At 72.9% G+C, this 17,650-nt stretch carries 15 protein-coding genes; 9 read left to right on the forward strand and 6 right to left on the reverse strand.

Going from position 1 to position 17,650, the window contains the following annotated elements; translation table 11 throughout:
* Window positions 1-6: 6 nt before the first annotated feature.
* The 4 genes from AOM04_RS06745 to AOM04_RS06760 are packed head-to-tail and all read right to left on the reverse strand — an operon-like array spanning window position 7 to window position 3,918.
* Window positions 7-783, reverse strand: a complete 777-nt coding sequence (locus tag AOM04_RS06745) for an electron transfer flavoprotein subunit beta/FixA family protein (RefSeq protein WP_062464023.1) — start codon at window positions 781-783, stop codon at window positions 7-9.
* Window positions 780-1,877, reverse strand: a complete 1,098-nt coding sequence (locus tag AOM04_RS06750; RefSeq protein ID WP_062464024.1) for a phosphotransferase family protein — start codon at window positions 1,875-1,877, stop codon at window positions 780-782. The genes AOM04_RS06745 and AOM04_RS06750 overlap by 4 nt, the downstream gene beginning before the upstream one ends.
* A complete protein-coding gene (locus AOM04_RS06755) occupies window positions 1,874-3,097 on the reverse strand; it encodes an acyl-CoA dehydrogenase family protein (RefSeq protein WP_062464025.1) in 1,224 nt (407 codons plus the stop codon). Before AOM04_RS06755 ends, AOM04_RS06750 begins: the two co-directional genes overlap by 4 nt.
* Window positions 3,094-3,918 (reverse strand): SDR family oxidoreductase, encoded by an 825-nt coding sequence (locus AOM04_RS06760; protein WP_082104459.1) that lies wholly within the window; start codon window positions 3,916-3,918, stop codon window positions 3,094-3,096. Before AOM04_RS06760 ends, AOM04_RS06755 begins: the two co-directional genes overlap by 4 nt.
* A 150-nt stretch (window positions 3,919-4,068) precedes the next feature.
* Here AOM04_RS06760 and AOM04_RS06765 point away from each other — a divergent pair, with 150 nt between their 5' ends.
* From AOM04_RS06765 to AOM04_RS06780, 4 genes are read left to right on the forward strand one after another with little or no spacing between them, the layout of a single operon-like run.
* A complete protein-coding gene (locus tag AOM04_RS06765; RefSeq protein ID WP_062464026.1) occupies window positions 4,069-5,262 on the forward strand; it encodes an acyl-CoA dehydrogenase family protein in 1,194 nt (397 codons plus the stop codon).
* Window positions 5,263-5,271: 9 nt separating this feature from the next.
* Window positions 5,272-6,480 carry an acetyl-CoA C-acetyltransferase gene (locus AOM04_RS06770; protein WP_062464027.1) on the forward strand — a complete coding sequence of 403 codons (1,209 nt, stop codon included), beginning with the start codon at window positions 5,272-5,274 and terminating at the stop codon, window positions 6,478-6,480.
* Window positions 6,481-6,492: 12 nt separating this feature from the next.
* Entirely contained in the window at window positions 6,493-8,673 is a 2,181-nt protein-coding gene (locus AOM04_RS06775; RefSeq protein WP_062464028.1) for a 3-hydroxyacyl-CoA dehydrogenase NAD-binding domain-containing protein, read from the forward strand.
* Between the two features lie 8 nt (window positions 8,674-8,681).
* Window positions 8,682-9,680: an NAD(P)H-dependent flavin oxidoreductase gene (locus AOM04_RS06780; protein ID WP_062464029.1), complete on the forward strand. Its 999-nt coding sequence runs from the start codon at window positions 8,682-8,684 to the stop codon at window positions 9,678-9,680.
* Here the strand turns inward: AOM04_RS06780 and AOM04_RS15060 are convergent.
* Window positions 9,655-10,296 (reverse strand): TetR/AcrR family transcriptional regulator, encoded by a 642-nt coding sequence (locus tag AOM04_RS15060; RefSeq protein WP_062464030.1) that lies wholly within the window; start codon window positions 10,294-10,296, stop codon window positions 9,655-9,657. The two genes, AOM04_RS06780 and AOM04_RS15060, sit on opposite strands and share 26 nt — an antisense overlap.
* Before the next feature lie 142 nt (window positions 10,297-10,438).
* Here AOM04_RS15060 and AOM04_RS06790 point away from each other — a divergent pair, with 142 nt between their 5' ends.
* The gene (locus AOM04_RS06790; protein ID WP_062464031.1) at window positions 10,439-11,941 is read left to right on the forward strand and encodes an aldehyde dehydrogenase family protein; all 1,503 of its coding nucleotides are present in this window, start codon (window positions 10,439-10,441) and stop codon (window positions 11,939-11,941) included.
* A 17-nt stretch (window positions 11,942-11,958) separates the two neighbouring features.
* On the opposite strand, the gene AOM04_RS06795 is transcribed toward AOM04_RS06790, so the two are convergent.
* Window positions 11,959-13,161 carry a TetR/AcrR family transcriptional regulator gene (locus AOM04_RS06795; RefSeq protein WP_062464032.1) on the reverse strand — a complete coding sequence of 401 codons (1,203 nt, stop codon included), beginning with the start codon at window positions 13,159-13,161 and terminating at the stop codon, window positions 11,959-11,961.
* Window positions 13,162-13,330: 169 nt separating this feature from the next.
* Between AOM04_RS06795 and AOM04_RS06800 the strand changes: the two genes are divergently transcribed.
* The 4 genes from AOM04_RS06800 to AOM04_RS06815 all read left to right on the forward strand — a co-directional run bounded on the left by AOM04_RS06800 (window position 13,331) and on the right by AOM04_RS06815 (window position 17,642).
* Window positions 13,331-14,917 (forward strand): AMP-binding protein, encoded by a 1,587-nt coding sequence (locus tag AOM04_RS06800; RefSeq protein ID WP_062464033.1) that lies wholly within the window; start codon window positions 13,331-13,333, stop codon window positions 14,915-14,917.
* A gap of 31 nt (window positions 14,918-14,948) precedes the next feature.
* Complete coding sequence (locus tag AOM04_RS06805) at window positions 14,949-15,410, forward strand: acyl-CoA thioesterase (protein WP_062464034.1); 462 nt, start codon at window positions 14,949-14,951, stop codon at window positions 15,408-15,410.
* A gap of 39 nt (window positions 15,411-15,449) precedes the next feature.
* The gene (locus AOM04_RS06810) at window positions 15,450-16,133 is read left to right on the forward strand and encodes a ZIP family metal transporter (protein WP_062464035.1); all 684 of its coding nucleotides are present in this window, start codon (window positions 15,450-15,452) and stop codon (window positions 16,131-16,133) included.
* Between the two features lie 84 nt (window positions 16,134-16,217).
* The gene (locus AOM04_RS06815) at window positions 16,218-17,642 is read left to right on the forward strand and encodes a basic amino acid/polyamine antiporter (RefSeq protein WP_062464036.1); all 1,425 of its coding nucleotides are present in this window, start codon (window positions 16,218-16,220) and stop codon (window positions 17,640-17,642) included.
* Window positions 17,643-17,650: the final 8 nt, after the last annotated feature.

Raw genomic sequence — 17,650 nt, forward strand, 5'->3', positions numbered from 1 at the left:
TCCCCCTCACGCCAGCCGGTTCTCGACCAGGAACGCCGCGAGCCGCTCGCCCGCGTCGCCCTCGTCCACGATCCTCACGCCCCCGGACCGCGGCGGGCGCTCGCGGATCGCGATCATGATCGCGCGGGAGGCCTCGGGGTCGAGCGCGTCCACGCCCAGGTCGGCGAGCGACAGCACCTCGATCGCCTTCTTCTTGGCGGCCATGAGGCCCTTGAAGTTGGGCATCCGCGGGGCGGGCATCGCCTCCGTGACGGACACGACCGCGGGCAGCGGGGCCTCGATCCGGAGCGTGGCGGCCTCGGTCACCCGCACCCCCGACACCCCCTCGGCCGTGAGCTCGAGCTCGGAGAGGAAGGTCGCGGCGGGCAGCGCGAGGAGCTCGGCCATCGCGGCGGGGACGGCGCCGCCCCCGCCGTCCGTCGACGCGTTGCCCGCGGCGATCACGTCGAAACCGACCCGGCGGGCCGCCGCGGCGAGCGCCTCGGCGGTGAGGGTCACGTCGGCGCCGACGAGCGCATCGTCCACCACATGCACGGCGTGGGTCGCGCCCATCGCGAGGGCCTTGCGCAGGCTCGACTGCGCGAGCGCGGGCGCCATGGCCAGCACTATCACCTCGGTCTCGGGGTCGCGGTCGAGGACCGTCAGGGCGGCCTCGAGGGCGCGCTCGTCGACCTCGTCGAGCACCGCCTCCTCCGAGGTGCGCACCGCCAGGCCGGTCTCCAGCGACAGCGACCGGTCGACGTACGTGTCGGGCACCACCTTCATCAGCACGAGGATCCTCATCGCGTTCCCTTCTCCAGCCGGGCGAGCGCCGCGTCGGCGGCGGCCGCGAGCGCGGGCACGCCCTCCGCGAGCCGCGGTGCGAAGGCGTCGCCGGGCCGCTGCCCGTCGAGCCAACGCGTGTACATCGCCTCGCAGAATATCGCCGACTTCCACAACGCGAGGGCCTCGTACCAGGCCAGTCCGGCAAGATCGGCGCCCGTGCGCGCGGCGTAGCGCTCCGCGAGCGCCTCGCGCGAGGGGAAGCCGGGGCCGGCGGTCACGGGCGTGAGGTCCATCACGGTGGCCGGGATGCCGTCCTCGGACCACGTGGCGAGGAGGTACCCGAGGTCCGCGAGCGGGTCGCCGAGCGCCGCCATCTCCCAGTCGAGGATCGCGGCGATCCGGTCGGGCGCGGCGTACATGAGGTTGCCCAGGCGGTAGTCGCCATGGACGATGCTCGCGCGCGCCTGCACGGGACGCGTCGCCTCGAGCCGCTCCCCCACCCGCACGACCAGCGGCAGGTCGCGGCGCGTGTTCAGCGGCCACAGCTGCGCGAAGCGGCGCACCTGGCGCTCCAGGTACCCGGCGGGCCTTCCCAGCGCGGCGATCTCGCCCTCCAGCGGCACCGCGTGGAGGTTCGCGAGCGCGTCGACGGCGGCGTGCGCGACGGCGCGGCCCGCATCGGCGCCGTCGAAGCCGTGCGGCAGCGCATCCGTGAGCACCACGCCGTCCACGTGGTCCATGAGGTAGAACGGCACGCCGAGCACCGCATCGTCCTCGCACACGGCGCGCACGCGCGGCACGGGGACGCCTGCCGCGCCGACGGCGGCGAGGAAGCGGGCCTCGCGCGGCATGTCGTGCGCGGAGGGCGGGTAGGGCGGGCGGGGTCCCCGGCGCAGCACCAGGCGGTCGCCGCCGCGGCGGATCTCGTAGGTGATGTTGGCCTGCCCGTCGCCGATGCGCCGCCACGCGAGCTCGCCCGCGGGCACGCCGAGGCCGTCGAGGTACGCCGCGAGCGTGTCCGTCACCAGCAGGGGCGGGCGTGGCGCGGCGGCCGCCTCCGCGGGCGTGCGGACCACGTCGACCGCGTCGGGCACGGTCGCGAGGTCCGTCACCGGGCCCCCTCGGGCCGGTCGAGCGGCGCGGCACCGTCCTGGATCTCGCGGCGGCGGCGGGACACCGCGCGGCGCGCGATGGCCCATCGGTGGGTCTCGCTCGAGCCGTCGTACACGCGGAACGGCCGCACCTCGTTGAGGAAGGACAGCAGCGGCAGCTCGAGCGTCACGCCGTCGCCGCCGCACAGCTGAACGGCGCGGTCGATGACGCGGCCCACGGCCTCGGAGACGTGGACCTTCGCGATGGACGATGCGGTGGCGCCGGCCCGCGCGTCGCGCTCGAGCTCGCGGGCGGCCCAGTCGATGAGGGCCGCGCTGCTGGCGAGGTCGATCTCGGAGTCGGCGAGCAGGCCTTGCGCGATGCCGAGCTCCCCGAGCGGCGAGCCGAACATCTCGCGCGTGCGGACGCGGTCGAGCGCGGTGTCCTGGGCGCGTCGCGCGAGCCCGAGCCACCGCATGCAGTGGGTGAGCCGCGCGGGGCCCAGGCGCACCTGCGCGTGCCGGAAGGCCTGGCCCGGGGTGCCGAGCACGTCGGCGTCGGCGACGCGCACGCCCGCGTAGCGCACGTGAGGGTGGCCGCCGGAGATCGCGGTCTCGAGGGTGCGGATCGCGTGGCCGAGCTCCACGCCGGGGGCGTCCATCGCGACGAGGAAGAGCGTGGCGGCGTCGTCGCCCAGCTCGGGGGTGCGCGCCATCACGATCGCGAAGTCCGCCTCGTCGGCGCCCGAGATGAACCGCTTCTCGCCGTCGAGCACCCAGCCGCCGTCGACCTGGCGGGCCGAGGTGCTGAGCGCGGCCGGGTCCGAGCCGGCGCCGGGGTGCGGCTCGGTCATCGCGAAGCACGAGCGCGTCGCGCCCGCCGCGAGCGGCGCGAGGAACCGCTCCCGCTGCTCATCGGTGGCGATCCGTTCGAGCAGCAGCATGTTGCCCTCGTCGGGAGCCATGCAGTTGAGCACGGCCGGTCCGATCGGCGAGTAGCCGGCCTCCTGGAACACCGGCGACCACTCCGTGAGCGGCAGGCCGAGCCCGCCGAGCGCCACGGGCACGTGCGGCGCGAACACGCCGGCCGCGCGGGCGCGCGCCTGGAGGTCGCGGCGGGTCTCGGCGTCGAGCGTGACCCCGGCGGGCGGCTCGGCGGGGATGACGACGTCGCGGATGAAGGCGCGCGTGCGCGCGGCGACCTCGGCGGCGCCCACGCCGGTGCCGGGCGCGGCGGTCATGCCACGCCCCCGGCCGCGAGGAGGCCGCCGTCGACGGTGAGCACCTGGCCCGTCACCCACCCGGCGTCCGCCGAGCACAGGAAGGCCGCGGCGGCGGCGACGTCCTCGGGCCGGCCGAGGCGACCCAGCGGGTAGCGCGCCGCCACCTCCTCCTCGTGTCCCTCGTACAGCGCGCGCGCGAAGCGCGTGCGGACGACGGCCGGAGCGAGGGCGTTGACCCGCACACGCGGCGCGAGCTCGACCGCGAGCGTGGTCGCGAGGTGCGCGACGGCGGCCTTGGTGACCCCGTACCAGCCGATGCCGGGAGAGGCGACGGCGCCGGTGACCGAGGACATCGCGAGGATGGCCGCCCCGTCCCGCTCGCCGAGCCCCGCGGCGCACGCCTCCTGCACCCAGCCGAGCGTGCCGAGCACGTTCACCTCGAAGATCTTGCGCGCGGCGTCGTGGTCGAGCTCGAGCAGCGGGCCGTACACGGGGTTGATGCCCGCGTTGGCGACCAGGATGTCGATCCCGCCGAACTCCCCCACGGCCGTCGCGACGGCCTCGCGGCGGTGCGCGGGATCCTGCGCGTTGCCGGGCACGATGCGCACGCGCCCCTCCGGCAGCGCCGCGGCCGCCTCCTCGAGCGGCTCGGGGCGGCGCGCGGTGAGCACCACGGAGGCGCCCTCATCGGCGAGACGCCGCGCGATCGCGAGGCCGATGCCGCGGCTCGCGCCGGTCACGATGGCCACCCGGCCCTCGTGCCGCGCGCGCGCCGCGGCGACCGCCGCATCGTCCACGGGCACAGCGTTCTCGATCACCCGGGTGCTTCCCTCCACCATCCCACGCCCCTTTGCGCTGCCGCTTAACGGCGGTTCGAATCCGCCGCGTCCAGCATGGCACGAAACGCCCGCGACGCAAGGGATGGTCACCATGATTTCTAATGTGATATAAAAAATCTGTCGTCATGATCAACGAGGATCGGAGACAGCATGACCGCCACCACGAGCACCCGGGCCGTGGCGTCGACGGGGGTCGTCGGCCCCCGCGACCTGTACGAGGACGAGCACGAGCAGTTCCGCGAGATGGTCGCCGCGTTCGTCGAGCAGCATGCCCGGCCGAACGCCGAGCGTTGGGACGAGCAGGGGCGGGTCGACCGCTGGCTCTTCACCAAGGCCGCCGAGGCCGGGATCCTGGGGTTCTCCATCCCCGAGGAGCACGGCGGGGGCGGCTCGGACGACTTCCGCTTCAACGCGATCATGGGCGAGGAGCTCGCGCGCCACCCCGTGTCCTCGGGCATGGCGGGCATCGCGCTGTCGAACGACATCGTCATCCCTTACTTCACCGACCTCACCGACGACGAGCAGAAGGCACGCTGGCTGCCGGGCATCGCGCGCGGCGAGCTCATCGTCGCCATCGCGATGTCCGAGCCCGGCACGGGCAGCGACCTCGCGGGGATCCGCTGCGCCGCCGTGCGCGACGGCAACGACTACGTGGTGACCGGGTCGAAGATCTTCATCTCGAACGGGCAGAACGCGGACCTCGTGGTGACCGCCGTGCGCACGGGCGAGGACCCCCACCGCGGCCTGAGCCTGCTGGTGATCCCCACCGACTCCCCCGGCTTCTCGCGCGGCCGCCGGCTGGACAAGGTGGGCCTGCACGCGCAGGACACGAGCGAGATCCACTTCCAGGGCGTGCGCGTGCCCGCCGCGAACATGCTGGGCGCCGAGGGCAGCGGCTTCCTCGGGCTCGTGCGCAACCTTTCCCAGGAGCGGCTGTCGATCGCGGCGGCCGCGGTCGCGTCGAGCGAGGGCGTCCTCGAGCGCACGCTGCAGTACGTGAAGGACCGGCACGCCTTCGGGCAGCCCATCGGCTCGTTCCAGAACACCCGCTTCGAGCTCGCCGACATGGTGACCGCCGTGCGCGTGAGCCGCGCCTACATCGACGGCTGCCTGCGCCGCCTCATGGACGGCACCCTCACGCCCGAGGACGCGGCCGGCGCGAAGTACTGGACCACCGAGCAGTACGTGAACGTCGTGAACCGCTGCCTGCAGCTGCACGGCGGCTACGGCTACATCCGCGAGTACCGCATCGCGCGGGACTACGAGGACGCCCGCATCACCACCATCTACGGAGGCACGACCGAGATCATGAAGGAGATCGTCGGTCGAGGCCTGGGTCTGTGAGAGGAAGTCATGGCCGACGCATACATCTACGACGCGGTCCGCACGCCGCGCGGCAGGAACCGGGGCGGCTCGCTCCACGGCATCAAGCCCGTCGACCTCGTGGTGGGCCTCATCCACGCCCTCGAGGCCCGCAACCCCACGCTCGAGCCCGCGCTCATCGACGACGTCGTGCTCGGCGTGGTCTCCCCCATCGGCGAGCAGGGCGGCGACATCGCGCGCACCGCCGCTCTCGTCGCGGGCCTGCCGGAGACGGTCGCGGGCGTCCAGCTCAACCGGTTCTGCGCGTCGGGCCTCGAGGCCGTCAACACGGCGGCGCAGAAGGTCGCGAGCGGCTTCGAGGAGCTCATCCTCGCGGGCGGCGTCGAGTCGATGTCGAGGATCCCGCTGGGCTCCGACGGCGGCGCCTACGTGCAGGACCCCACCACCAACTACGACCTCTACTTCGTGCCGCAGGGGGTGAGCGCCGACCTCATCGCGACGCTCGAGGGCTTCACGCGCGAGGACGTCGACGCGTACGCCGTCGAGTCGCAGCGCAGGGCGGACGATGCGTGGCGCGAGGGCCGCTTCGACCGCTCGGTGGTCCCGGTGCAGGACATCAACGGCGTGACGGTGCTCGACCACGACGAGCACCGCCGACCCGGCGGCACGGTCGAGTCGCTCGGCGCGCTCACCCCCGCGTTCGCGGCGATGGGCGCCGACGCGGGCTTCGACGCGGTGGCGATGCAGAGGTACCACCGGGTCGAGCGCATCGACCACGTGCACACGGCGGCCAACTCGTCCGGCATCGTCGACGGCGCGGCGCTCATGCTCATCGGCTCCAAGGAGATCGGCGAGCGCCTGGGCCTCACCCCACGCGCGCGCATCGTCGCGGCCGCGGTGACCGGCTCGGAGCCGACGATCATGCTCACCGGGCCCGCGCCCGCGACCCGCAAGGCGCTCGCCAAGGCCGGGCTCGAGGTCGACGACATCGACCTGTTCGAGCTCAACGAGGCGTTCGCGGCGGTGGTGATGCGCTGGGAGCGGGAGATGGGCATCCCGCACAGCAAGGTCAACGTCAACGGCGGCGCCATCGCGATGGGACACCCCCTCGGCGCGACCGGCGCCATGATCCTCGGCATGCTGCTCGACGAGCTCGAGCGGCGCGATCTCCGGCGTGGCCTCGCCACCCTCTGCGTCGGCGCCGGCATGGGCGTCGCCACCATCATCGAGCGGGTCTGAAGGGACATGAGCATGAGCGTGATCGAGGAGACCGCCCGCGGCTACGCGTGGGACGAGGACGCGGACGGCGTCGTGACCATCACCATGGACGACCCGGCGAGCGCGGTGAACACCATGAACGCCCACTTCGTGGCCTCGCTCGAGGCGACGGTGGACAGGCTCGAGGCCCGGCGCGACGACATCGCGGGCGTCATCCTGGCGTCCGCCAAGAAGAGCTGGTTCGCCGGCGGCGACCTCAACCTGCTGCGCGCGGCCGACCCGGCCCGCTCGGCCGAGGAGGCCGCGCACATCGACCACGCCAAGGCGCTCCTGCGCCGGCTCGAGCGGCTCGGGCGGCCCGTGGTCGCCGCGCTCGACGGCACCGCGCTCGGCGGCGGCCTCGAGGTCGCGCTCGCGTGCCACCACCGCATCGCGGCCTCCGATGTCCGCGGCGCACGCTTCGGGCTGCCCGAGGTGTCGCTCGGGCTCCTGCCGGGCGGCGGCGGCGTCACGCGCGTCGTGCGCATGCTCGGCCTGCAGAAGGCGCTCGCAGACGTGATCCTGCCCGCGACCAAGTTCGCGGCCGAGGGCGCGCTCGCGGCGGGACTCGTCGACGAGGTCGTGCCCGCGGCCGAGATCCGCGAGCGCGCCAAGGCGTGGATCGCCGCGCACCCCTCCCCGGTGAAGCCGTGGGACGTCGCCGGGTTCAGGCTCCCCGGCGGCGCCGTCACGTCGCCGGGTGTGGCGGGCATGCTCGGCGCGATGCCCGCGCTGCTGCGCAAGCAGACCAAGGGCGCGCCGCTGCCCGCCCCGCGCGCCGCGATGGCCGCCGCGGTCGAGGGCGCATACGTCGACTTCGACACCGCCTCCATCATCGAGACCCGCTACCTCGTCCAGCTCACGCACACGCAGGTCGCGAAGAACATGATCAAGGCGTTCTTCTTCGACCTCGAGAGCATCAACAAGGGCGCGAGCCGGCCCGTCGGCTACCCGACCTACCAGGCCAAGCGGGTCGGCGTGATCGGCGCGGGGATGATGGGCGCCGCGATCGCCTACGTCGCGGCGCGCAGCGGCATCGACGTCATCCTCAAGGACGTCTCCGTCGAGGCCGCGGAGAAGGGCAAGGACTACGCGCGCCGCCTCGAGGAGAAGGCCCTCACGCGCGGCCAGACCACGCCCGAGCGCTCCGAGGAGCTCCTCGCGCGCATCACGACCACGGGCGATCCGCGCGACTTCGGCGGCGTCGACCTGGTGGTTGAAGCCGTGTTCGAATCCGTGCCTGTCAAGCAGGCGGTGTTCCAGGAGATCCAGGACGTGGTCCTGCCCGGCGCGGTGCTCGGCTCCAACACCTCGACGCTGCCGATCTCCCTGCTCGCCGAGGGCGTGCACCGCGACGACGACTTCATCGGCATCCACTTCTTCTCCCCCGTCGACAAGATGCCGCTCGTCGAGATCGTGCGCGGACGCAAGACCTCGGACGAGGTGCTCGCGAAGGCCTTCGACTTCGTCCTGCAGATCCGCAAGACCCCGATCGTCGTCAACGACGCCCGCGGCTTCTTCACCTCGCGCGTGATCGGGCGCTTCATCGACGAGGCGCTCGCGGCGGTCGGCGAGGGCGTCGAGCCCGCGACGGTCGAGCAGGCGGCGCTGCAGGCGGGTTACCCCGCGGGCCCGCTCGTGCTGGTCGACGAGCTGTCGCTCGCGCTCACCCAGAAGATCCGCTCCGAGACCCGCGAGGCGCAGGTCGCCGACGGCACGCCGTGGGTCGCGCATCCCGCCGAGGCGGTCGAGGACTGGATGGTGGACGATGCGCAGCGGCCCGGGCGCAAGGCCGGCCAGGGCTTCTACGACTACGACGAGACGGGCCGACGCGCGGGGATCTGGCCGGGCATCCGCACTCGATACGGGTCGGGGCGCACCGAGATCCCGCTCGTCGACCTCCAGGAGCGGATGCTCTTCGCCGAGGCGCTCGACACGATCGCATGCCTCGACGCGGGGGTGCTCACCTCCGTGGCCGATGCCAACATCGGCTCGATCTTCGGCATCGGCTTCCCGGCCTGGACCGGCGGCGTGCTGCAGTACGTCAACCAGTACGAGGGCGGCCTGGCCGGGTTCGTCGCCCGCGCGCACGCGCTCGCGGACACGTACGGCGAGCGGTTCCGCCCGCCCGCCTCGCTCGAGGCGCGCGCGGCCAGCGGCGAGATCTACGAGTAGGAGCGGCCATGCTCAGCACGCGGTTCACGGAGGCGATCGGGATCGAGCACCCGATCGTGCAGGGCGGGATGATGTGGGTCGGCCGGGCCGAGCTCGCGGCGGCGGTGTCCGAGGCGGGCGGCCTGGGCATCATCACCGCGCTCACCCAGCCGACCCCGGCCGACCTGGTCAAGGAGATCGAACGCGCCCGGACGATGACCGACAAGCCGTTCGGCGTCAACCTCACGATCCTGCCGTCGATCAACCCCCCGCCCTACGACGAGTACCGGCGCGCGATCGTCGACGCGGGCGTCACCATCGTCGAGACGGCAGGCTCCAACCCGGAGCCGCACATGGAGATGTTCCGCGAGCACGGCGTCAAGGTGATCCACAAGTGCACGAGCGTGCGCCATGCGCTCAAGGCCGAGCGGGTGGGTGTGACGGCCGTGTCCATCGACGGCTTCGAGTGCGCGGGCCACCCCGGCGAGGACGACGTCCCCGGCCTGGTGCTCATCCCCGCGGCGGCGGACGTGCTCACCCTCCCGTTCATCGCGTCGGGAGGGTTCGCGGACGGCCGGGGGCTCGCGGCGGCGCTCGCGCTCGGCGCGGACGGCATCAACATGGGCTCGCGCTTCATGTGCACCCAGGAGTCGCCGGTGGCGGAGGTGGTCAAGGAGCGGATCGTGGAGGCGACGGAGCTCGACACCAACCTCATCTTCCGGTCGCTGCGCAACACGGCGCGCGTCGCGAAGAACGCGATCAGCGACGAGGTGGTGCAGATCCTCGCGGACGGCGGACAGTTCGAGGACGTCCGCGCGTTGGTCGCGGGCGCACGCGGGCGCAAGGTGTTCGAGGACGGCGACCTCGACGCCGGCATCTGGACGGTCGGGATGGTCCAGGGGCTGATCCGCGACATCCCGCCCGCGGGGGACGTGGTGCGGCGCATCGTCGCGGACGCCGAGGACATCCTGCGCGCGCGCCTGGCCCAGTTCAGCGGGCCGCTCAGCGAGCCGCTGCTCCGTGCCTGACCATCGCCTGCGCCGTCGCGACCAGCTCGTCGAGCGAGCGCGTGCGCGGGTTCCACCACTCGACCACCCAGTTCATCGCGCCGAGCAGCAGCAGACGGAAGACGTTGATGTCGAGGTCCGCCCGCACCTCCCCCGCCTGCTGGGCGGCGACGAAGAGGTCGCGCCACAGGCGGCTGTAGAGGGCCTCCTCGGCGGCGGGACGCACGCGCAGCTGCTCGGGCACGTGGCCCGCGTTGCGGATCGACGCGGTCGCGTAGTCGGAGAGCTGCAGCTCGAAGCGCAGGTGGGCGTCGACCGCCACCATGAGGCGCTCCATGTGGGTCGAGAGCGGGTCCATCTCGGCGAGCACCTCCTCGACGTGGAGGCGCACCAGGTGGGCACCCACCCACATGACCTCCTCGACGAGCTCGTCGCGGGAGCCGAAGTAGTAGTAGATCGCGGGCGCCTGGACGCCGGCCACGGCGGCGACGTCGACCAGGCGGGTGCCGGCGTAGCCCTTGCGCGAGAGCACCTCCGCGGCGGCGTCGAGGATGCGCTGGCGGGTCTGCGCGGACTTGGGGGTCGCGTGCGGCGGCGCGTCGTCGGGCCGCTCGGTGTCGGTCGCATTGGTCTCCACGATTCTAAATCCTATTAGATTCCACCTTGCGCGCGACAGGGGCTCGCCCTAACATGTGAAGCACCGTTAACTTAGCGGCGCGAGGCGTCGCATCGGCGCGTTCCACCCCTCAACTGCTCAACGGAGAGTAGGAGACCCGGCGATGACCCTCATGGACCAGACCCAGCCCACCGCAGAGGTGACCACCCGCAACCCGGTCGACGGCAGCATCGTCGCCACCTACCCGATCGCGGGCCCGGCCGAGGTCGCCGCGGCCGTCGCGCGGGCCCGCGCGGGCTCGGCGTGGTGGAGCGGACTCGGCTTCGACGGCAGGCGCGCGTACCTGCTCGCCTGGAAGTCCGCGATCGCGCGGCGCGCCGACGAGCTCGCTGGCATCATCGCCGCCGAGACCGGCAAGCCGCACGGCGACGCGGTGCTCGAGGTGATGCTCACGCTCGGCCACCTCGACTGGGCCGCCAAGAACGCGAAGGGCGTCCTGAGGCGGCGCAAGGTCAAGGCCGGCCTGGTCAACTACAACCAGCACGCGAGCGTGGGCTACGAGCCCTACGGCGTCGTGGGCGTCATCGGGCCGTGGAACTACCCGTTCTACACGCCGATGGGCTCGATCTCGTACGCGCTCGCGGCGGGCAACGCAGTGGTGTTCAAGCCGAGCGAGCTCACGCCCGGGCCCGCGGTGTGGATCGCGGAGCGCTGGGCCGAGGCGGTCGGCCACGACGTGCTCACGGTGGCCACGGGCGACCGCGCGACGGGCGCGGCGCTGGTCGCGGCGGACGTCGACAAGGTCGCGTTCACGGGCTCGACCGCGACCGCGAAGAAGGTCATGGCGGCCGCGGCGGAGCGGCTCGTGCCGATCGTCGCGGAGTGCGGCGGCTCGGACGCGCTCCTCGTCGCCGCCGACGCGGACCTCGACGCCGCCGCATCGTTCATCGTGTTCGGCGCGATGGGCAACGCCGGCCAGACCTGCGCGGGCGTCGAGCGCGTCTACGTGGTCGAGTCGGTGCGCGACGCCCTCGTGGCGAAGGTGAAGGAGGCCGCCGAGCGCCTGCGCACCTCGGGCGCCGACGCGCAGTACGGGCCGATGACGCTGCCCGGCCAGGAGGAGGTGGTGCGCCGTCACGTGGAGGACGCGCTGCGCACCGGCACCGCCGCGGTGGGCGGGCTCGACAGCATCCAGGGCCGCACCATCGCGCCGATCGTCATCACCGACGTCGACGAGCGCTCCGACGCGGTCCAGGAGGAGACGTTCGGGCCGCTCGTGGTCATCAACCCGGTCGCGTCGCTCGACGAGGCCGTCCGACGCGCCAACGGGACGCAGTACGGGCTGACCGCCGCGGTGTTCACGCGCGACAAGGCGGCGGCGGCGCGGGCCGCGGCGGCGCTCCGGGTCGGCGCGGTGTCGATCAACTCGGTGCTGGGATTCGCTGGGGTGGCCGCGCTGCCCTTCGGCGGGGTGAAGGCCTCGGGCTTCGGGCGGATCCACGGCGCGGACGGGCTGCGGGAGTTCAGCGTCGTGAAGTCGATCGCGCGGCAGACCCGCAAGGCGATGCTCGACCTGCTCACGATGGACCGCACCGAGAAGGACCTCCACACGGCCACGCGCATGATCCCGATGCTCCACGGGCGCGCGAAGGCCCCGCGAGGCTGAGGGAGGGCGGCCGGCCGTCAGGCGTCGAGGACCGCCTCGAGCACCGGAGCGATCCACGCCTCGACGGCCGGCGCGGGCGCACGCCGCAGCGCCACCGCGAGGTCCGCGACCACGTTGAACCCGGCATGGACCAGGCACCTCGCCTCGCGCGGGTCCAGGTCGGGGCGGACGCGGCCGAGCAGCTCGACCCAGTCGTCGACGTGCGCACGCTGGAGCCGGCGCAGCCGCCGCTGGTCCTCCTCGTCGAGCGCGCCGACATCCGCCGAGTAGACGTCCATGAGGTCGCGGTCGTCGACGGCGAACCGGATGTAGGCGGCCTCGAGGATGCGCAGCGCCTCGCGCGGGTCCGCGTGGCCGAGCGCCTCCTCGGCCGCCCCGTCGAGCGCCGCCGCGGCGCGCTGGCACGCGGTGAGCAGGATCTCGGCCTTGCTGCCGAAGTGGCGGTAGACGCCCGACGGCGTGAGCCCCACCGCGGCCGCGATCTCCTCGAGGCGGACGTCGTGATAGCCGCGCTCGGCGAACAGCGCGATCCCCGCATGGGCGAGCTGGTCGCGACGGCGGCGCGGCCGCGCCAGCGGCTCCGCTGCTCCGTCGACGGGGCCGGGCGCGGGTCCCGCGGTCCGGGCGAGCACCCGCAGCGCCGCGTCGCGCACGAGCGTCCGCAACGCCGGCGCGGGGATCGCGGTGCGGTGCGTCGTCACGCTCGCGATGGCGCTGAGCGCCGCCAGCGCCGCGAGGTCCAGGGTGTCCGCCGCGGCCTCGGGCCGCAGCACGGCCTCGGGCTCGACGATGCGCCCGCGCAGCCCGGCGAAGGCGTCCCGGAGCGCATGCCGGTCCTCCGTGCGAAGGTAGCGGCTCTCCCAGCGGTAGATGCCCCCGGTGGCGCGCATGCCGATGGTCGCACCCGCGACCGCGTCGAGCAGCGCCTCGACCGCCTCGCTCGCCGCCTCGGGCGTCGGCTCGGCCATCGCCTCCACGTCCGCCGTCGCGTCGGCGAGCCGGCCGACGAGCCCGAGCGCGACCTCGCGGAACAGGTCGTACTTGGTGTCGAAGTGGCGGTAGAGCGCCGCCGCCGAGATGCCCACGGCGTCCGCGACGTCCTGCATCGCGACCCGGTGGTAGCCGCGCTCGGCGAACGCGGCCGCCGCCGCGGCCTCGATCACCTGCCGGCGGTCGCGCGGGCGCCGCCTGACGGGATCGGCGGCAATGGTCTCGCTCACGCTCGCCACCCTAGCCCCCGCATGCGCGACACGACAGCATCTAGCCAACAAATGTGAATCGTGAGTAACATGCTGCTAGCTGGTCCCCACCTGTGGCTGGCAGCGAAGGACGGGTCGAGGCAACGGCGCCTCGGTCCGCGGGCTCGACGTCTACGAAGAGGTGCATGTCATGAGCGAAGCCACGTCCGGCATCCCCACGGGGGTGCGCCGCAACCACTGGATGAACCAGGTCCTCGCCCACGCGGCGATGAGGCCCGACGCCACCGCGTTCAAGTTCCGCGGCGCGGTCACCACCTGGAGCGACGTCGCCACCCACATGGACACCCTGGCGGCCGCGCTCCGGCGGCGCGGCGTCGGCTTCGGCGACCGCGTGCTCCTGCTCACCCTCAACCACCCGCTCGTCATCGAGAGCGTGTTCGCGATCAACCGCCTCGGCGCGATCGCGGTGCCGATGAACATCCGCCTGTCCCCCGCCGAGCTCGCGTACATCATCGACGACGCGGACGGCGACGTCGTCATGGTCGACCAGCCCCTCGTGCCGCTCATCGCGGCCGCGGGCCAGCTCACGTCGCGCCTCACGAAGGTCATCGTGTTCGGCGAGGCCGGCGAGGCCGGCGAGGGCCAGGAGCCGATCGCGGACCTCCTCGCCGAGCCGCTCGACGGCTTCGAGGCCCCGGACATCGCCGAGGACACCACGTGCCTCATCATGTACAGCTCGGGCACCACGGGCCGCCCGAAGGGCGCGATGCTCGACCACCTCAACATGGCCGCCCAGTCGCTCACGGTGATCCGCGTCAACAACATCTTCGACGAGCGGGACGTGTCGTTCCTCACCGCTCCCCTGTTCCATATCGCGGGCCTGGGGTCGATCGGCGCGAACTTCATCGTCGGCATCCCGACCGTCCTGCACCCGCTGGGCGCGTTCAACCCGGCGGAGATGGTCGACGCGTGGGAGGCCGAGGGAGCGACCATCGTCTTCAACGTGCCGCAGCAGTGGCAGGCGATCTGCGCCGTGCCGGGCATCCGCGAGCGCGACCTCAGGCTCCGCGTCATCAGCTGGGGTGCGGCCCCCGCAACGGACACCCTCCTGCGCACCATGTCCGACACCTTCCCGGACGCGCTCAACGTCGCCGTCTTCGGCCAGACGGAGATGTCCCCGATCACGTGCGCGCTGCGCGGCGAGGACGCGATCCACAAGCTCGGCTCGGTGGGCCGCCCCATCGCGACCGTGCAGTGCCGCATCGTCGACGCCGAGATGAACGACGTCGCGCCCGGTCAGGTCGGCGAGATCATCTACCGCGGCCCCAACCTCATGAAGGGGTACTGGCGCAAGCCCGCCGAGACCGCCGCAGCCTTCGAGGGCGGCTGGTTCCACTCGGGCGACCTGGTGCGCCAGGACGAGGACGGCTTCGTGTGGGTGGTCGACCGCCTCAAGGACATGATCATCTCGGGCGGCGAGAACGTGTACTGCGCCGAGGTGGAGAACGCGCTCGCGGGGCACCCCGCGATCGTCGAGGCGGCGGTCTACGGGCGCGAGGACGACCGGTGGGGCGAGGTCCCCGTCGCCGCCGTCGTCCTGCGCCCCGACACCACGCTCGACGTGGGCGAGCTGCAGGCCTGGCTGGGTGACCGCCTCGCGCGCTTCAAGCAGCCCAAGGACCTCGTGCAGGTCGAGGCGCTGCCCCGCAACGCGGCGGGCAAGGTCAACAAGGTCGCGTTGCGCGCGGCCGACCGCGCCGCGGTGCCGGCACTCTAGGGACGATGCGCGGGTTGTGCCGATGCCACGCGTGACGGTCTCGGTCGAGCTCCGATGGGCCGACGTGGACCTCAACGGACACGTCAACAACGTCGCCTACCTGGTGCTGCTCGAGGAGGTGCGGATCCGGGCACTCCATCCCGTGATCCGCGCCGCCTCGGGCGTGCCGGGACCGCTCGCCGCGACGGGTCGGGCGACCGTCGTGGTGGGGCGGCACGAGATCGAGTACCTGCGCCAGCTCACCTGGTGGCCCGCGCCCGTGCGGGTCGAGCTGTGGGTGGCGCGGATCGGCACCGCCAGCGTCGACGTGCACCACGCGATCCTGCCGCCCGCGGGCGCCGGCGAGGAGCCCTACGCGCACGCGGCGACCACGCTCGTCTACCTCGATCCCGCGACGCAGCGCTCCCGCCCGCTCACCGGAGCCGAGCGCCAGGCGTTCGAGCCCCTCCTCGACGCCCCGCTCGCGTTCCGTCGCGCACCCGTCCCGACGTGAGCCCCGGCGCTCGCTGCCGCACGGTCGTAGGGTGACAGCGTGATCGAGGCTCTGCTCGTGGGCGTGGCGGCGCAGTCCTCCCTGCTCCTGGCCGGGCTGATCGTCTACCGCGTCACCATCCCCGACCGTGCGGTCGGGCAGCTCGCCGGGCTCGGCGCGGGCGCGCTCGTCGCGGCCGCGGCGTTCCAGCTGGTCCCCGAGGCGCAGGCGTCGCTCGGCAACCTCGAGATCGGTGCCTGGCTTCTCGGGGGCGCCGGCGTCTACGTGATCGCCGACACTCTCGTCGAGCGGCGCTTCGGCGCGTCCGGCGCGATGGGCATCGTGGTGGGCAACATCGTGGACGCGCTGCCGGAGTCGCTGATCTTCGGTATCCAGATGGTGGCGGGACTCGTGAGCCCCGCCCTCGCCGCGTCGGTGTGGGTGTCCAACATCCCGCAGGCACTCCCGCCGGCGGCGGACATGCGCGCGAGCGGCTGGAGCGCGCGTCGGCAGCTGCTGCTGTGGGGCGCCGTGGTCGTCGCGGCGGGCGTCTTCTCGGCGCTGGGCTATGGTGCCGCGGAGCTGGTGAGCGGCGCGACCGGCGCTCGCCTCGCTGCCCTCACCACGGGCGCGCTCATCGCGATGCTCACCACGTCGATGATCCCGTTCGCGTACGAGAAGGGGCGCGTAGCGGCGGGCGTCTGGGCCGTCGTCGGCTTCGGCCTGACCCTCGCCGCGTCCTGACGCGCGACGATGCGCGACGCGCCTCCCCGCCCGGCGCATCGTCCCTGGCCTTGCTAGGTTTCGAGAGGGACGGGAGGTGGGCTGATGGCCGAGACGGAGCGCGCCCCGGTCAAGCTCTCCCTCCTCACCATGATGACCATGGTGGTCGGCACCATGGTCGGCGCCGGGGTGTTCACGCTCCCCCAGCGCTTCGCCGCCGCCACGGGCGTGCGCGGCGCGCTCATCGCGTGGGCGATCGCGGGCTGCGGCACGCTGATGCTCGCGCTGATGTTCCAGGCGCTCGGCAACCGCAAGCCGCACCTCGACGCGGGCATCTACGCGTATGCGAAGGCGGGCTTCGGCGAGTACCTGGGGTTCTTCTCGGCGTTCGGCTACTGGGCGACCACGTGCGTGGGCAACGTGTCGTTCTGGGTGCTCATCATGTCGACGCTCGGCGGCTGGTGGCCGGCCCTCGGCGAGGGCGACACGCTGCTCGCGGTGGCGCTGTCGAGCGCGGGGCTGTGGGGCTTCTACCTGCTCGTGCGGCAGGGGGTGAAGGAGGCGGCGGCGATCAACCGCATCGTCACCATCGCCAAGCTCGTGCCGATCGTCGTGTTCATCGTGATCGCGCTATTCTACGTCGACCCGCAGGTGTTCCTCGACAACCTCGCGGGCCCCGCGGACTCCCCCCTGTTCGACCAGGTCAAGGCGACGATGCTGGTGATGGTGTTCGTGTTCCTCGGGGTCGAGGGCGCGAGCATGTACTCGCGGCACGCGCGGCGGCGCAAGGACGTGGGCCGCGCCACGGTGCTGGGCTACCTCGCGGTGTTCGCGATCTTCGCGTCGGTGACGATGGTGAGCTACGGCATCATGTCGGCGTCCCAGATGGCCGAGCTGCGCCAGCCGTCGATGGCGGGCGTGCTCGAGTCCGTGGTGGGCGGGTGGGGGTCGGTCTTCATCAGCGTCGGGCTCATCGTGTCGATCCTGGGCGCGTACCTCGCGTGGACGCTCATCGCGGCGGAGCTGCTGTTCGTCGCCGCGAAGGACCACGACATGCCGCGCTTCCTCGCGCGCCAGTCGGACCGCGACGTGCCCACCACGGCGCTGCTCACCACGTCGGTGCTCACGCAGGCGATGGTGCTCATCGTGCTCGTCTCGGCGGACGCCGTGAACTTCATGGTCGACCTCACGAGCGCGCTGTCGCTCATCCCGTTCCTGTTCGCGGCCGGCTACCTGCTGAAGATCGCGGCGCTGCGCGACGGGTACGGCCCGGGCCGCGAGCGCGGCCGGGAGCTCGCGCTGGGGGTGCTCGCGACCGCGTACGTGGTGTTCCTGCTGTTCGCGGCGGGGCTGACCTTCGTGCTCGTGTCGTCGATCATCTACGCGCCCGCGTCGATCCTGTTCGTCATGGTGCGCCGCGAGCAGGGGCGGCGCTGGTTCAGCCCGCGGGAGACGGTGATCCTGGCGGTGTCGCTCGGGGCCGCGGTGGTCGGCGTGGCGGGGCTCTCCATGGGCTGGCTCACCATCTAGGGCGGCGT

The organism is Demequina soli (genome assembly GCF_000971195.1).
GTDB lineage: Bacteria > Actinomycetota > Actinomycetes > Actinomycetales > Demequinaceae > Demequina > Demequina soli.

Coding starts and splice junctions, on each gene's coding strand:
- AOM04_RS06765 (WP_062464026.1), top strand. CDS start 4,069: ATGACCGCCACCACGAGCACCCGGGCCGTGGCGTCGACGGGGGTCGTC.
- AOM04_RS06780 (WP_062464029.1), top strand. CDS start 8,682: ATGCTCAGCACGCGGTTCACGGAGGCGATCGGGATCGAGCACCCGATC.
- AOM04_RS06770 (WP_062464027.1), top strand. CDS start 5,272: ATGGCCGACGCATACATCTACGACGCGGTCCGCACGCCGCGCGGCAGG.
- AOM04_RS06755 (WP_062464025.1), bottom strand. CDS start 3,097: ATGACCGCCGCGCCCGGCACCGGCGTGGGCGCCGCCGAGGTCGCCGCG.
- AOM04_RS06790 (WP_062464031.1), top strand. CDS start 10,439: ATGACCCTCATGGACCAGACCCAGCCCACCGCAGAGGTGACCACCCGC.
- AOM04_RS06760 (WP_082104459.1), bottom strand. CDS start 3,918: ATGGTGGAGGGAAGCACCCGGGTGATCGAGAACGCTGTGCCCGTGGAC.
- AOM04_RS06775 (WP_062464028.1), top strand. CDS start 6,493: ATGAGCGTGATCGAGGAGACCGCCCGCGGCTACGCGTGGGACGAGGAC.
- AOM04_RS06800 (WP_062464033.1), top strand. CDS start 13,331: ATGAGCGAAGCCACGTCCGGCATCCCCACGGGGGTGCGCCGCAACCAC.
- AOM04_RS06815 (WP_062464036.1), top strand. CDS start 16,218: ATGGCCGAGACGGAGCGCGCCCCGGTCAAGCTCTCCCTCCTCACCATG.
- AOM04_RS06745 (WP_062464023.1), bottom strand. CDS start 783: ATGAGGATCCTCGTGCTGATGAAGGTGGTGCCCGACACGTACGTCGAC.